At 68.7% G+C, this 14,308-nt stretch carries 13 protein-coding genes; 6 read left to right on the forward strand and 7 right to left on the reverse strand.

Annotated elements, in window-relative coordinates; translation table 11 throughout:
- Nucleotides 1-469: 469 nt before the first annotated feature.
- Together V3391_RS07045 and V3391_RS07050 are read right to left on the reverse strand one after the other, a co-directional pair.
- Nucleotides 470-1,174, reverse strand: a complete 705-nt coding sequence (locus V3391_RS07045; protein WP_332077731.1) for a 2OG-Fe(II) oxygenase — start codon at nucleotides 1,172-1,174, stop codon at nucleotides 470-472.
- Nucleotides 1,171-2,205, reverse strand: a complete 1,035-nt coding sequence (locus tag V3391_RS07050) for a class 1 fructose-bisphosphatase (RefSeq protein WP_332077732.1) — start codon at nucleotides 2,203-2,205, stop codon at nucleotides 1,171-1,173. Before V3391_RS07050 ends, V3391_RS07045 begins: the two co-directional genes overlap by 4 nt.
- A gap of 169 nt (nucleotides 2,206-2,374) precedes the next feature.
- On the opposite strand from V3391_RS07050, the gene V3391_RS07055 reads away from it, so the two are divergent.
- Nucleotides 2,375-3,580: an amino acid aminotransferase gene (locus V3391_RS07055; protein WP_332077733.1), complete on the forward strand. Its 1,206-nt coding sequence runs from the start codon at nucleotides 2,375-2,377 to the stop codon at nucleotides 3,578-3,580.
- Nucleotides 3,581-3,742: 162 nt separating this feature from the next.
- Here V3391_RS07055 and V3391_RS07060 read toward each other — a convergent pair whose 3' ends face one another.
- From V3391_RS07060 to V3391_RS07070, 3 genes are read right to left on the reverse strand one after another with little or no spacing between them, the layout of a single operon-like run.
- Entirely contained in the window at nucleotides 3,743-3,991 is a 249-nt protein-coding gene (locus V3391_RS07060; protein WP_332077734.1) for a hypothetical protein, read from the reverse strand.
- Nucleotides 3,988-5,505, reverse strand: a complete 1,518-nt coding sequence (locus tag V3391_RS07065) for a carotenoid oxygenase family protein (protein WP_332077735.1) — start codon at nucleotides 5,503-5,505, stop codon at nucleotides 3,988-3,990. Before V3391_RS07065 ends, V3391_RS07060 begins: the two co-directional genes overlap by 4 nt.
- Before the next feature lie 25 nt (nucleotides 5,506-5,530).
- Complete coding sequence (locus tag V3391_RS07070) at nucleotides 5,531-5,962, reverse strand: DUF2141 domain-containing protein (protein ID WP_332077736.1); 432 nt, start codon at nucleotides 5,960-5,962, stop codon at nucleotides 5,531-5,533.
- A 49-nt stretch (nucleotides 5,963-6,011) separates the two neighbouring features.
- Here V3391_RS07070 and V3391_RS07075 point away from each other — a divergent pair, with 49 nt between their 5' ends.
- The 4 genes from V3391_RS07075 (at nucleotide 6,012) to V3391_RS07090 (ending at nucleotide 10,737) form a co-directional block, all read left to right on the forward strand.
- A complete protein-coding gene (locus V3391_RS07075) occupies nucleotides 6,012-7,214 on the forward strand; it encodes a sensor histidine kinase (protein WP_332078707.1) in 1,203 nt (400 codons plus the stop codon).
- The gene (locus tag V3391_RS07080; protein WP_332077737.1) at nucleotides 7,211-7,849 is read left to right on the forward strand and encodes a response regulator transcription factor; all 639 of its coding nucleotides are present in this window, start codon (nucleotides 7,211-7,213) and stop codon (nucleotides 7,847-7,849) included. The genes V3391_RS07075 and V3391_RS07080 overlap by 4 nt, the downstream gene beginning before the upstream one ends.
- A gap of 300 nt (nucleotides 7,850-8,149) precedes the next feature.
- Nucleotides 8,150-8,605 (forward strand): azurin, encoded by a 456-nt coding sequence (gene azu / locus V3391_RS07085; protein WP_332077738.1) that lies wholly within the window; start codon nucleotides 8,150-8,152, stop codon nucleotides 8,603-8,605.
- The gene (locus tag V3391_RS07090) at nucleotides 8,605-10,737 is read left to right on the forward strand and encodes a TonB-dependent receptor family protein (RefSeq protein WP_332077739.1); all 2,133 of its coding nucleotides are present in this window, start codon (nucleotides 8,605-8,607) and stop codon (nucleotides 10,735-10,737) included. The genes azu and V3391_RS07090 overlap by 1 nt, the downstream gene beginning before the upstream one ends.
- Before the next feature lie 426 nt (nucleotides 10,738-11,163).
- Here V3391_RS07090 and phhA read toward each other — a convergent pair whose 3' ends face one another.
- Complete coding sequence (phhA, locus tag V3391_RS07095) at nucleotides 11,164-12,066, reverse strand: phenylalanine 4-monooxygenase (protein ID WP_332077740.1); 903 nt, start codon at nucleotides 12,064-12,066, stop codon at nucleotides 11,164-11,166.
- A 128-nt stretch (nucleotides 12,067-12,194) separates the two neighbouring features.
- On the opposite strand from phhA, the gene V3391_RS07100 reads away from it, so the two are divergent.
- Nucleotides 12,195-12,668, forward strand: a complete 474-nt coding sequence (locus tag V3391_RS07100) for an Lrp/AsnC family transcriptional regulator (RefSeq protein ID WP_332077741.1) — start codon at nucleotides 12,195-12,197, stop codon at nucleotides 12,666-12,668.
- A gap of 9 nt (nucleotides 12,669-12,677) precedes the next feature.
- On the opposite strand, the gene V3391_RS07105 is transcribed toward V3391_RS07100, so the two are convergent.
- Entirely contained in the window at nucleotides 12,678-14,300 is a 1,623-nt protein-coding gene (locus V3391_RS07105) for a flavin monoamine oxidase family protein (RefSeq protein ID WP_332077742.1), read from the reverse strand.
- Between the last annotated feature and the right edge of the window lie 8 nt (nucleotides 14,301-14,308).

Genomic DNA, 14,308 nt, shown 5'->3' on the forward strand with positions numbered 1-14,308 from the left:
CCTTTTGGATGGACCCAAAAGGAACCAAAAGGTCCCTTCGCCGGACGCGAGCCGACGCGATGGAGCCGCGTCGGTGCCCTCCGCTCCTCGCCTGACGCGGCACGCAGCCCAAACTCGCTGCGCTCAGACATGGGCTGCTCTTCGGCCACGCCAGGCTGCGGTGCTCGGCTCGCTCTACGGCTCGATTTCAGATCAAGAGCCGAAAGCAAAAGCCGAAAACGGAAGCAGGAACCAAGGCCGAAGCCGAGCAACAGCAGCCCTCACCCGATGCGCTGCGCGCATCGATCCCGGATCAGGTCCGGGGCAGGCTCTCTCCCGGAGGGAGAAGTGCTTGGAGCAGGATCCGTGCGACGCACGCATCGACTTGGAATCAGGTCCGGTGCGGGGCCACCTCAGTGGGAAAGGTGCGCACTGCTCGCGGATAGACACACACCGCGGAACACGCCCGAATAACAGGCGCAGAAGCGCCTCAGCCACCCCCGTACAACGCCTCCGCCCGCTGGAACAGGATCCAGCTCGTCGCGATGCACTTGTCCCCGTTCTGCGGTTTGTTGCCCCGATGCGTATGCGTGAAGGCGGTGGGCGCGATCAGCAGATCGCCGGTGCGCGGGGCGATCTTGCGTTGCTGGAACAGGAACTCGGTTTCGCCGGCGTCGAAGCCGTCGTTGAGGTAGATCGTCCACAGCAGATGGCGGTGCAGGGTTTCGCCGCTGGCGTCGCGCGGGTACAGCTCGCAGTGCCAGTAGGGATAACCACCCTCGCCGGCCGCGTACCACTGCAGGTTGATCGTGCCCGGGCGCAGGCAGGTCTGCAGCAGGCCGCCGAGGCGCTGGTCGTCCATCGTCGGGAAGTCGTCGGCTTCGAGGCGACGCAGTGCGCCGTCGGCGCCCGGCTGCTGCAGCATCAGCGGGGCGATCAGGGTCTGCGGGTACTTGCGCAGATAGGCCATCAGGCCGGCATAGACCGCGACGTTGAGCTGCTGCACCACGTCGGCCCAGTCGGCGCGATCGCTGATCGACAGGTCGCGGCTGCGCTTGAGTTCGGGATACACGCCGCCGCCGATCTCGCCGGCGTGCAGGTCGGGGCTGGCCCGCAGCCGCGCGACGATCGCCGCGCAGGCGTCGGCCGACAGCGCGCCCGGGGTCACTTCGATGAAATCGGCGGGCGTGCTCATGCGGCGGCGCTGTCGTGCTGCAGGTGGTAGCGGGTCGCGGTTTCCACTTCGTCCTTGGAGCCCAGGAACACCGGCACGCGCTGGTGCAGCGAGGTCGGGGCGATGTCGAGGATGCGCGTCCGGCCGTTGGTCGCGGCGCCGCCGGCCTGTTCGACCAGCATCGCCATCGGGTTCGCTTCGTACATCAGTCGCAGCTTGCCGGGCTTGGAAGGATCCTTGCGGTCCCAGGGATAGATGAAGATGCCGCCGCGGGTCAGGATGCGGTGCACGTCGCCGACCATCGCCGCGACCCAGCGCATGTTGAAGTCCTGGGCGCGCGGGCCGTCCTGGCCGGCCAGCAGGTCATTCACGTAGGCCTGCGTCGGCGCTTCCCAGTGGCGCTGGTTGGACATGTTGATCGCGAATTCGCGGGTCTGCGCCGGAATGCGCATGTGACCCGTCGTCAGCACGAACGAGCCCTGCTCGCGGTCCAGCGTGAACGCATGCGTGCCGTGGCCGATGGTCAGCACCAGCATCGTGCTCGGGCCGTACAGGCAGTAGCCGGCGGCGACCTGGGTGCTGCCGGCCTGCAGGAAATCGTGGTCCTGCGCGGCGGTCACGCCTTCGGGGCAGCGCAGCACCGAGAAGATCGTGCCGACGCTGGCGTTGATGTCGATATTGGAGCTGCCGTCGAGGGGATCGAACACCAGCAGATAGTTGCCGCGCGGGAACGCGTCGGGGATCTGCTGCGAATGCTCCATCTCTTCCGATGCGCACGCCGCCAGATGACCGCCCCAGGCATTGGCCTCGAGCAGGATCTCGTTGCTGATCACGTCGAGCTTCTTCTGCGCCTCGCCCTGCACATTGATGCTGTCGCCGCCACCGGCGGCCGCCGCTTCGCCCAGCACATCGCCCAGCGCGCCCTTGCCCACCGCCACCGAGATCCGCTTGCAGGCGCGCGCGACGACTTCCAGCAGCAGCCGCAGATCCGGGGTCACGTGGCCCGAGCGCTGTTCCTCGATCAGATGGCGGGTCAGGGAAATGCTGGGCATGCGCGGGCGGTCCTTGGCGTCGGGGAGACCGGCATTGTCGCGCCAAAGGCCATGGCTGTCCCACGGCCAAGATCGCGCGGGTGGGCGGGGGCCGGTATTCTGGGCGGGTCCGGTCGCAGGCGGCACGCGCGACCGGCGCCCTCCCCTCCGTCGTGCAGGCAGTCTTTACGTGTCCTCCTTTTTCGCGAACGTCGAACTCGTCCCCGGTGATCCCATCCTCGGCCTGACCGAGGCCTACAACGCCGATCCGCGCGCCACCAAGGTCAATCTGGGCGTGGGCATCTACTACGACGAGGCCGGCCGCATTCCCGTGCTCGACGCCGTGCGCGAGGTCGAACAGCGCCTGGCCGCCGAGGCCAAGCCGCGCGGCTACCTGCCGATCGACGGCATGCCCGACTACACGAAGGCCACCCGCGAACTGCTGTTCGGCGTGGACTCGCCGCTGCTGGCCGCCGGCCGCGTCGCGACCACGCAGACCGTCGGCGGCAGCGGCGCGCTGCGCACCGGCGCCGATCTGCTGAAGAAGGTGCTGCCGCACGCGACCATCGCGATCAGCAACCCGAGCTGGGAGAACCACCGCGCGGTGTTCGGCGCCGTCGGTTTCGAGGTCGTCGACTACACCTACTTCGACGCCGCCAGGCACGGCATCGACTTCGCCGGCATGCTCGCCGACCTGCGCAAGCTCGACGCCGGCACCGTCGTGCTGCTGCACGCCTGCTGCCACAACCCGACCGGCGCCGATCTCACCGTCGACCAATGGCGCGAGGTCATCGAGGTGCTGCGCGAGCGCGACCTGTTCCCCTTCATCGACATCGCCTACCAGGGCTTCGACCAGGGCATCGAACAGGACGCCGCGGCGATCCGCCTGCTGGCCGAGTCGGGCATCGCGACCTTCGTCGTCGCCAGCTCCTACTCCAAGTCGTTCTCGCTCTACGGCGAGCGCGTCGGTGCGCTGACCGTGGTCTCGGGCACCGCCGAGGAAAGCCGCGCGGTGCAGTCGCAGATCAAGCGCATCATCCGTGCGAACTATTCCAGCCCGTCGACGCACGGCGCCGCGCTCGTCGCCGGCGTGCTCGGCAGCCCCGAGTTGCGCGCGCGCTGGGAAGCGGAACTGGGCCAGATGCGCACGCGCATCCACGCCCTGCGTGCGGGCCTGGTCGAGAAGCTCGCCGCGAACGGCGCGCCGGAATTCGCCTTCATCCAGGACCAGGCCGGCATGTTCTCGTACTCGGGTCTGAGCCGCGCCCAAGTTGATCGCCTGCGCGATGAATTCGGCATCTACGCCGTCGGCACCGGCCGCATCTGCGTGGCCGCCTTGAGCCTGAAGAATCTGGATTACGTGGCCGAAGCGGTCGCAGCCGTCAGCCGCGGCTGATTGCTTCGAGCCCTCCCCCGCGTGCGGGGGAGGGTTGGGTGGGGGCGATCCGTCAGAGCTTCGGATGCGTCCACGCGCGAGTTGTCCGGTCGGGATCCCGCGCTGCTTCGACTCGCGCAACGGCGCCGCACACGGAATGCGTGGGCGCATCCGCAAGGCGGATCAGGCGCTGCGCCCTTTCGTCCGGAACCACGTCTCCAGCTCGCGCACCAGCAGTGCGAGCAACACACCGGGCGCGACGAACTGCACCGCGATCTGCACACCGCGCTGGATCGTGAGGCGGATCGCCTCGCGGACGTCGTCCCGCGCGATCCAGGGATCGAAGTCGCGCCAGCCGATCCACATGCAGAGCACCAGCGCCGCGACCAGTGCGACGATGCGCCACCAGCGCGTTGGACGAAGCGACGTCATGCCGCCGCCTGCGCGAAATGCCCATGGAAGCCCAGCGGAAACGCATACGGCAGCCACGCGGTCGCGAGCGGCCCGTCGCCGATGCGCTGCGCATCCAGCACCGCGATGCCGCTGCGGTCGCGTGCGTGGTCGAGCAACGTGCCGACCAGCCAGCCATCGTCGGGCCGCGTGCTGCCGGGGCGCGGGATGAAGACGTGCTCCTCGGCCAGGATGTCGCGGCCGTAGCGGTGCAGCTCGCGGCGGCCGGTCGCCGGATCGACCATCTGCACGGCGTTGAAGTACGGCGCACTCGCGTCGCCTGCGTTGGTCGGCATGTACAGACGCGCGCCGCGGTCGCCGGGCGATCGCGGGTCGAACATCGGAAACTCGATGCCGCCGATCCCGGTCATGTCCCAGCGCGCATGGCCGCGGCGCATGTCCAGGCGCAGCTCGGCCAGTTGCGCGGGCGCGGCAGGTCCGTGGTGCCCGAACATCGCGGCGCGGTGCGGCGAGCGTGCCTGTGCGACGTCGGCCAGGCGCATCGTGCGCACGACGATCTCGCCATCGCGCTCGAACGCATCGCCGAAGTGGTAGGCCATCGTGAAGTCGACCTCGAAACGGCGCGCGACGCGATCGGGCGCGGCCTTGTCCACCACCATCACCTCGCACGCGCGTTGTGGCGCGAAGGTCATGCTCTCGAAGAACGAGCCGGCCGGCGCGTAGTCGAACGGCGTCAGCAGGAACACCAGATGCCGGTCGGTCTGCACGAAGGCATGCAGATAGCCGGGGGCTTCCATCTCCAGCACGTGCGCACCGCGCAGCGTCGCATCCGCGCCGATGTGCCACAGCAGCAGCCCGGTGCCGCCCATCATCGACAGCGCTCCGAAGTTCCACCAGCTGCCGTCGCGGTCGCGCAGCGGATGCGCGGAGAACGGCAACGCCTGCAGGTCCGGGCGCCAGGTCACCGGACCGAGCGTGTCGAGCTGGTCGGGATCGAGTTCGAACGCCGAGCCCGCCTCGCTGAGTGCGAACAGGCGGCCGCCGATCGTCACCACCGAGGTGTTGGCGGTGTTGGCATCGTCGTTGTTGCGGATCGCCACCGGCTCGGGAACCGTGGTGCCGGCGGCCGGCGTGTTGAAGCGGCCGGCGCGCTGCTCGCGCTGGAACTTGGGCGTCTGCACCATGCGGCCGCGATGGGTCACCGCGCCGTCGCCGAAGCGCCAGCCGTGCACCATGCCGTCGCCGTCGAACCAGTGTTCGTAACGGAAGCCGTCGCGCTCGAACCAGGCCGGGCCGTTGCGGTACAGCGTGCCGGCGAAGTCGGCCGGCAGGCGGCCTTCGAGCTGCACCGTGGTCGGGCCGAAGGCTTCGGCCGACACCTGGCGCCAGCCGGCCAGATACGGCCGCTCACGCAGGCCGGCGGCGAACTCGGCCGGATCGCCGGCAAGGACATCGCCGCCGTGCAGCAGCGCGGGCCCGAGTGCGGCGATCGTGGCGCCGGAGAGCAGGTTGCGGAGGAAGCGGCGACGATCCATGGCGGTCTCCCGGAGCGGCTGTGGATCAGCGGATCGCGACGTCGAGCGACAGCGCATCGGCGCCCACGTCGAACGCGGCTTCGTCGAACGTCGGCTTGCGCATCACCCGCGGGTTGTTGCTGAAGCCGTAGCCCTCGACCGGCATGCCGACGAGGTTGGTGTCGAGCGTGCCGTTTCCGTTCTCGTCGTGTATCACCATCAGCGCGTAGCGGCCGGCCGGCACGCCGTCGAACGTCACCCGGGTGACGTCGCCCGCCGGCGCCAGCAGACGCGCGGCGATCGGTGCTGCGCTGCCGGCGTAGCCCGCGGCATCGACCAGTGCGACCTGGAACTGGCCGTCCTGGCTGCGCGCCTCGCGGATCGAGACGGCGACATCGGCGGCGTGCAGCGGCGCGGCACACGCGGCGGCGGCCAGCAGAACGAACGGAGCGGCGAAAGAGGCTGGGATGCGGCGCATGGCGATGTCCTGGTCGGGTGTGGCATCAGTCTCGACGCGCGCCCGGCCGGTGCCAGCTGCCGGTGGTCATCGATCCGCAGTGCCGGAAGTCACTTTCTGCGCCGCGCCCATTGCCGCCACCGGCAACGGCTTGCAGCATGGCGCCATGGCCAAGCCCCGCCGTCTGTTCGAACCGCTCAATCTCGCCGCGTTGCTGACGCTCGGCGCGGTCGCGTTCTCGATGCGCTACTACGATCCCGCGCGACAGGCGACGGCGTGGCTGCTGCTGGGGCTGTTCGCGGCCGGTTTCCTGTCGTTGTCGGTGTGGCCGCCGCGGCTGCGGCGCGTCGAGCATGCAGTGATCGCGATCCTGCCGGTGATCGCGCTGCTGCTGATCGCACTCGATCCCAAGCCCGGCACCGCGCCCGTGCTGCTGGTGATCTGGATCGCGGTCGCGTTCTCCGACTGGTCGCCGCGCGTGGCCACGGTGGCGCTGATCGTCGTCGACACCGTCTACTACCTGATCCTCAAGTACATCGCCGGCTTCGGCGCGCCGCTGATGTCGGTGTTGATCTTCGCCGGCTTCCAGGCCTTCGCCGCGCTGTGCATGCACTACGCGCGCAGCGCCGAACGCACGCGCGATGCGCTCTCGCGCGTCAACGCCGACCTGCTGGCGACGCGCGCGCTGCTCGCCGACAGCGCCCGTGACGCCGAACGTCTGCGCGTCGCGCGCGAACTGCACGACGTCGCCGGCCACAAGCTCACCGCGATGCGCCTCAACCTGCGCGCGCTGGTCGACGAACCGGCGTTCGCGGGCAACGCGCAACTGCGCATCGCCGAACAGCTGTCGGGCGAACTGCTCGGCGACATCCGCAACGTGGTGCAGGCGCTGCGCGACAGCGGCGGTCTCGATCTCGCCACCGCCCTGCGCGCGCTCGCCGCGCCGATGCCGCGCCCGCGACTGCGGCTCACCATCGCCGACGACGTGCGCGTGTCCGATCCTGCGATCGCCGAAGCCGTACTGCGTCTGGTGCAGGAAGCGCTGACCAATGCCGCGAAACACGCCGATGCGGATGTGCTGGATGTCGCCCTGCATCGCGAAGGCGCTCGGCTGCACGTCACCATCGAAGACGACGGCCGCGTGCGCGACGGCTGGCGCGAAGGCAACGGCATTGCCGGCATGCGCGAACGCCTCGCCGGGCTGCAGGGCCGCGTACGCCTGGCGCGCAATCCGCGCGGCGCGATGCGCATCGATGCGGAACTGCCGGCATGAGCGCGGTGCCGGTGCGCGTCGCCTTGGCCGACGACCAGGCGCTGGTCCGCGCCGGCCTGCGCGCGCTGCTCGAACGCCACGGCATCGTGATCGTGTTCGAGGCCGACTCGGGCACGACGCTGCTCGAGCAGCTCGTCTCGCATCCGGTCGACGTGATCCTCAGCGACATCCGCATGCCCGGCCTCGACGGCATCGAAGCCTTGACCGCATTGCGCGCCCGCGGCGACACGACACCGGTGCTGCTGCTGACCACGTTCGACGACAGCGACCTGCTGCTGCGCGCGACCGACGCCGGCGCGCAGGGCTTCCTGCTCAAGGACGCGGCGCCCGAAGACCTGCGCGACGCGATCGCGCGCGTGGCGGCAGGCGAAACCCTGCTGCAACCGGTCAGTACCGAGCCGGTGCGCGCGCGTTACCGCTTCCACGACGACAACGCCCCGCGCGAAACCTTCACCGAGCGCGAGGTCGCGATCCTGCGCCTGCTCGCCGGCGGTTACTCGAACAAGGAAATCGCGCGCAGCCTGTTCCTCGCCGAGGGCACGGTGAAGAACTACGTGTCGGCGATCCTCGAGAAGCTCGGCACGCGCGACCGCACGCGTGCGGTGCTGAAGGCGATCACGTTGCAGGTGATCTGAGGTTTCGCACCTCCACGCGTGATACATGCTGCGTGCGCAAACGAGAGCGGAAATCTGCTCCGTCATTCCGGCGAAGGCCGGAATCCAGAGACTCTGCTCTCCGAATGCAGAAGTCTTCCAAGGCGGAGACTGGATCTCACATCGCAAGGCCCTGGATTCCGGCCTTCGCCGGAATGACGGGCGTAAACGTCTCGACGCGCACGACCTGCGACATTCCGTCCCGGGCCGTTCACGCCGCCCTTTGCGACAATGCGCGACGCGATGCGTCGCCTCGCACACCCGCTTTGCCACGGAGATGTCATGCCGAACCGCGCCTTGCGCGGCGCGCTCGCGCTGCTGCTGCTGTTGCCCGCCACCGGCGCGTTCGCGCGCACCTGCGATTTGACGATCGGCAGCAGCGATGCGATGCGCTTCGATCGCAGCGAACTGCGCGTCGCCGCCGATTGCACCCAGGTGCGACTCACGCTGCGTCACACCGGCCGGCAGATGGCCGCGGCGATGGGCCACAACTGGGTGCTGACGCGCACCGCCGATTACCGTCCGGTCGCGATCGCCGGTGGCCGCGGCAGTTTGGCGCACAGCTATCTCCCGCCTGGCGACAAGCGCGTCATCGCACACACCAAGGTCATCGGCGGCGGCGAGTCGACCACGATCACCTTCCCGACCGCGGGCCTCACGCGCGGCGGCGACTACACCTTCTTCTGCTCGTTCCCCGGCCACTGGAACGTGATGCGCGGCAAGCTGGTGTTCGGTTGATGTGCGCGGCCCCCACCGCGCTGGCATCCGCGCTGTCGCTGGTCCTGCTCTCGCCCGGCGTCGCGCAGGCGCAGGCGACGGATGATGCCCCCTCCACGCTCGAACGCGTGCGCGTCGATGCCACACGGCTGCGCGGCGTCAGCGATTTCGATACGCCGGCCTCGGTCGATGCGATCCGCCTCGACGATGGCAGCAGCAACCGCGCCGGCACCGTCGCCTCGGAACCGCTGTCGGGCGTGCCCGGCCTGCTCGCGCGCGACCGGCAGAACCACGCGCAGGACACGCAGTTGTCGATCCGCGGCTTCGGTGCGCGTTCCACGTTCGGCGTGCGCGGCGTGCGTCTGTTCGCCGATGGCATTCCGGCGTCGATGCCCGACGGCCAGGGCCAGCTGTCGCATTTCAGTCTGGTTGGTGGCGACCGCATCGAGATCATGCGCGGCCCGTTCTCGGCGCTGTACGGCAATTCCTCGGGCGGTGTCGTGCAGCTGTGGAGCGCCGACGGACAGCCCGGCGATCCCTGGCGGTTCAAGGCCAGCCATGCGCGCGACAACACGACCAGTCTGTCGACGCAGTTGCGCGGCGGCACGGACGCGCTCGGCTACAACCTCGCGCTGTCGCGGTTCGATACCGACGGCTGGCGTGATCACAGCGCCGCGCGCCGCGATTCGGCGAATGCGAAGCTGCGCTTCGACTTCGGCGACCGGCGCCGGCTCGATCTCGTCGTCAACCACGTCGACATCGACGCACAGGACCCGCTCGGCCTGACCGCCGCGCAGGTCCGCGAGAATCCGCGCCAGGTCGCGCCGGTCGCGCTGCAGTTCGACACAAGAAAGACCGTGCGCCAGACCCAGGCCGGCGCGGTCTACGAACACGGCATCGGCGATGCGCAGACGCTGCGCGCGATGGCCTACGGCGGCATGCGTGCGGTGATGCAGGTGCTGCCGCTGCCCGTCGGCGCGCAGGTCAATCCGCTGAACTCGGGCGGCGTCATCGATCTCGACAACACCTACGGCGGCCTCGACCTGCGCTGGAGCTGGCAAGGCACGCTCGCCGGGCGACCGCTCGAAGCCACGGTCGGTGCGAACGCCGATCGCCAGCGCCAGGACCGCCAGGGCTTCGAAAACTTCGCGGGCGACACGCTCGGCGTGCGCGGCCGTTTGCGCCGCGACGAGCGCAATACCGTCGAGAACCGCGACCAGTTCGCGCAGCTCTACTGGACCTTCGCGCCGCGCTGGTCGCTGCTGGCTGGCGTGCGCCACAGCGAGGTCGAGTTCGCATCGCGCGACGCGTACATCACCGCGAGCAATCCCGACGACAGCGGCCGTGTCGCGTTCCGCCAGACCTCACCGGTCGCCGGCGTGACGTTCGCGCCGCGCGAGGATCTGCGCCTCTACGCCTCGGCCGGACGCGGCTTCGAAACACCGACCTTCAACGAACTCGGCTATCGCGCCGACGGCGGCGCCGGGCTCGCGCTCGATCTCGCGCCTGCGGTGAGCGACAACGTTGAAGTCGGCACGAAGTGGCAGGCGCGTTCGGGCACCACACTCAATGCCGCGCTGTTCCGTGCCGAGACCGACGACGAGCTCGCGGTGGCACGCAATGTCGGCGGCCGCAGCAGCTTCCAGAACATCGGCCGCGCACGCCGCCAGGGCGCGGAGCTCTCGCTGCGCCAGCCCTTGGGCAATGCGCTCGATCTGCGCGTCGCCGCGACCTGGCTCGATGCGACCTTCCGCGACGACTATCTGGTCTGCACCGGTGCGGGCTGCACCATGCCGTCGACGCCGGTCGCGGCCGGCGCGCGCATTCCCGGCGTGCCGGCGCGTCAGCTGTTCGCGCGTCTCGACTGGACGGGCGGCCCGTGGAGCGCGGCGATCGAAGGCGTGGGCGTGGGCGACGTCGTCGTCGACGATCTCGCGACCGGCCGCGCGGCGGGCTATGCACTCGTGCACCTCGAGGGCGTACGCCGCTGGCGTTTCGATGCGGGCGAGCTGCGGACCTTCGTGCGCGTCGACAACCTGCTCGACCACGCCTACATCGGCTCGGTGATTGTCAACGAGGGCAATGGCCGGTTCTATGAGCCGGGCCCGGGACGTGGGGTGATGGTGGGGGCGCAGTGGACATGGAATCGGTGAACTGAGTGGCTTGAACCCTGTCTAGTCACTCTGACTCGTCATTCCGGCGCTCTCAACAGACGCATGTCTGGTCAAGCCGGAATCCAGTGCCGTTGCCGTTGCGCTACGGAGATGGCGAATCCTGGCATCGCGTTGAGTCGCTGGATGACCGGACGTTCGTCCGTTGAGAACCCGGCTTTCGCCGGAATGACGGGACTCCAAGTTCTTCGGACCGTGGGATTGATCGTGCGCCGTCCCAGTGAAAAGCGATCGTCATCCCAGCGGCTTTCAACAGACGCATGTCTGGTCAAGCTGGGATCCATATTCGCAGCGATCTGTCAGTTCGATCTGAAACGCAAGATCAAAATGGGCCCCAGCGTCCGCTGGAGCGACGGGTCATGGGGTAACGCGAGCGTCTGACGTCAGCACACCCGCTGACCGCAACAATCAAACATCCCCACCCGCCGTCCACCCCTCGCCCGTGCCGCGGTGGAACACGCGATCCTCGTCGCGCACCGTGCCCGCGCCCACCGTGTCCTGCTGCGCCAGGCGCGCATAGATCGGGGTGAAGTCCGGGCCGGTCGCGTCCATCAGCTGCTCGAAACTGTCGATGACGAAGTAGGTCTTCTGGTAGGTGTCGATGCGGTAGCGCGTGCGCATGATGCGTTCGAGGTCGAAGCCGATGCGGTTGGGCGCATCCGATTCCAGCGAGTAGATCGATTCGCCCTTCGACGACACGATGCCGGCGCCGAAGATGCGCAGCCCATCCGCCTGCTGGATCAGGCCGAACTCGACCGTGTACCAGTACAGCCGCGTCAGGTTCTGCAGCGCGTCGGGGCCGATGCCGTGGGCTTTGACGCCGCCCTTGCCGTAGGCCTCCATGTAATCGGCGAACACCGGATTCATCAGCAGCGGCACGTGGCCGAACAGGTCGTGGAAAAGATCGGGTTCCTCGATGTAGTCGATCTGGTCCGGGCGACGGATCCACCAGGTCACCGGGAAACGACGGTTGGCGAGGTGGTCGAAGAAATCGAGTTCCGGCAGCAGGCCTTCGACGCCGAGCAGCGTCCAGCCGGTCGCGGCTTCGAGCACCTCGTTGAGTTCGGTGAACTTCGGAATCGCGTCGGGCGTCATGCCCATCGCGTCCTGCGCCTGCAGGAATTCGTCGCAGGCGCGGCCGACCAGCAGCTCGCGCTGGCGCGCGTACAGCGTGGCCCAGGTCGCGTGGTCGTCGGCGCTGTAGGTGTCCCAGGGCTGCTCGACGATGCCGGTGGCGTAGACCGGCACCTTGCCCTTCTCGGTGTGCAGGTTCTCGACGCGACGCGGGGCGTTCGACGGCTGGGCGGACATGACGACTCCGGTGGATTCGGTGATCCACGACGATAGCGCCGAATCCCCGCAACAGGCTTGCGTCATTGCGCGTCTACAGTATTTTCGCGCAATAATCGTGCGTCAATACGCAATTCAGGACAACGATCATGGCTGCCGCCGACCTCGACCGCACTGACCTGCTGCTGCTGGCCGAACTGCAGCGCAACGGCCGGCTGACCAATGCCGACCTCGCCGAGCGCATCCATCTCTCGCCTTCGGCCTGCCTGCGGCGGGTGCAGCGGTTGGAGCGCGACGGCGTGATTGCCGGTTATCGCGCCGACGTCAGCGCCGAGCGCCTGGGCCTTGGCCTGCAGGCCTTCGTGCGCGTGCAGCTCAAGCACCACGACAGCGCCGCGGTCGCCGGCTTCGCCGCGCTGGTGAACGGCTGGGAGGAAGTCATCGCCTGCCATGCGCTGACCGGCGACATGGATTACCTGCTGCAGGTGGTCGTACGCGATCTCGAACACTTCTCGCGCTTCCTGCTCGACCGCCTGCTCAACCAGCCGGCGGTCGACGACGTGAACTCGAGTTTCGTGCTGCGCACGGTCAAGGCGGACCGCGGTCTGCCCCTGCCGCAGTGATTCCCGACGTCAGTGTGCCGACATGAGGTCGCATGCTTCGTTGGCAGCACGCAGACCCGACAGCGCAGCGCCTTCCATGAAGCCTTGCCACTCGTAGAAGCTGCTGGTGTGGTCGCCGGCGAACAGGATGTTGCCCAGCGGAGCGGCTTCGCGATGTGCGATGCGGGTGAAATAGCCCGGCTGCGGCCGCGGCATCGCACCGCGACTGTTGCGGTTGATCCGCCAGTTCTCGGTCGCGGCGACGATCTTGCCCCGGCTGCGGGTTGCCGAGTCGCGCGCGCCCGGCAGCACTTCCTCGAGCGCCGCGAGAAATCCGGCGGCGTCGGACTGCAGACTGGCTGGCACCAGCGCGCGCGCTGCGGCGCCCCCCACCTGCTGGGCCAGCACGGCGCCGAGCCGACTGGCCTTGGAGGGATTGGTTTCCCAGACATTCTGGATGTACGGAAGGTCTGCATTGCCGCTGCCGTTGGCGCCGCTGTCGCGCCAGTAGGGACGCTGGAAGCCGACCAGCAGGCGACTGGCATCCCCCATCTCGGCGCCATCGATGGCGAGTCGCTTCCAGGCCGGCATGTCGATACCTGCACCGAACTGCACCTCGCGCAGCACGCTGAAAGGCAGAGCGAGTACCACTGCATCGTGATCGGACTGCACGCGCTGCCCGCCGATATCGAAGGTCAGGCGAACGCCGCCGGTGAACTGGCGATTGATGGCCACCAGTCGATGGCCGTGCGCGATCGGCTGCGGCAACAGCCGGGCGAGGCCGGTCGCGATGAGGTCGTTGCCGCCGACCACGCGCAGGGAGTCGCCCGGTGCGCCATGGCCGAATTTGCTGCGCCGGTCGCCATAGACGAAACGCAGGAAGGCCAGTGCGCTCACTTCGTCCAGTTCGCTGCCGAACTCGGCGAGGAAGGCGTTGCGGAGCACGCTGCGCAACAGACCGCTGGCGCCGTAGAGCACCAGGTACTCGTCGAGCGTCATGAAGTCGAAGAGTTCCGCCTGCGGCGTGAACCGGTCGGCGTTCGGCGCACCGACTGCTTCGATGTCCTCGCGGATAACGCCGGCGAACTCGCGGAACTCGGCGGCGATCTCGATCTCCGAATAGCGGGCGCCGGCGTAGTGATGGAAGCCCGTCCCGGTGTTGCTGTCCACGGTCTCCAGGCGTAGATCCAGCGCACGCGCGTAGCCGAGCATCGCGTGATGCGAACTGCCGATGAATTCAGCGCCACGTTCCGCGACCTGGCCGGGGAACGTGTCGCGCAGCGACCAGCAGCGCCCACCCACCCGCGTGGCGGCTTCGAATACCCGGGTCTGGATCTGGTTGCGCGCGAGCTCGGTTGCACAGGCGAGACCGGCGATGCCGGCGCCGACTACCGCCACGCCACGGCCGCGGGTGAAACGGGCGACGAGTGCGCGCGCTTCACTGCTTCCGGCCGCGGCGAGCAGGGGCGGTGCGAGGGCGCCGGCGCACACGGTCGTCACGCCAGCGACCGCACCACGCAGGGCGCGTCTACGCCCGGCATCCTGCGGATTGCCCGGGTCGGCCACCTGCGCGATCGCAGTGCCGGCGTCTTCCGGTGAGTGACCCGCCTGGGCCATTCGCAACACCTGTTCCATCCAGCGGGAGCGGGCCATCGTCATCG

The organism is Luteimonas flava, assembly GCF_036584485.1.
GTDB classification, from domain to species: Bacteria; Pseudomonadota; Gammaproteobacteria; order Xanthomonadales; family Xanthomonadaceae; genus Luteimonas; species Luteimonas flava.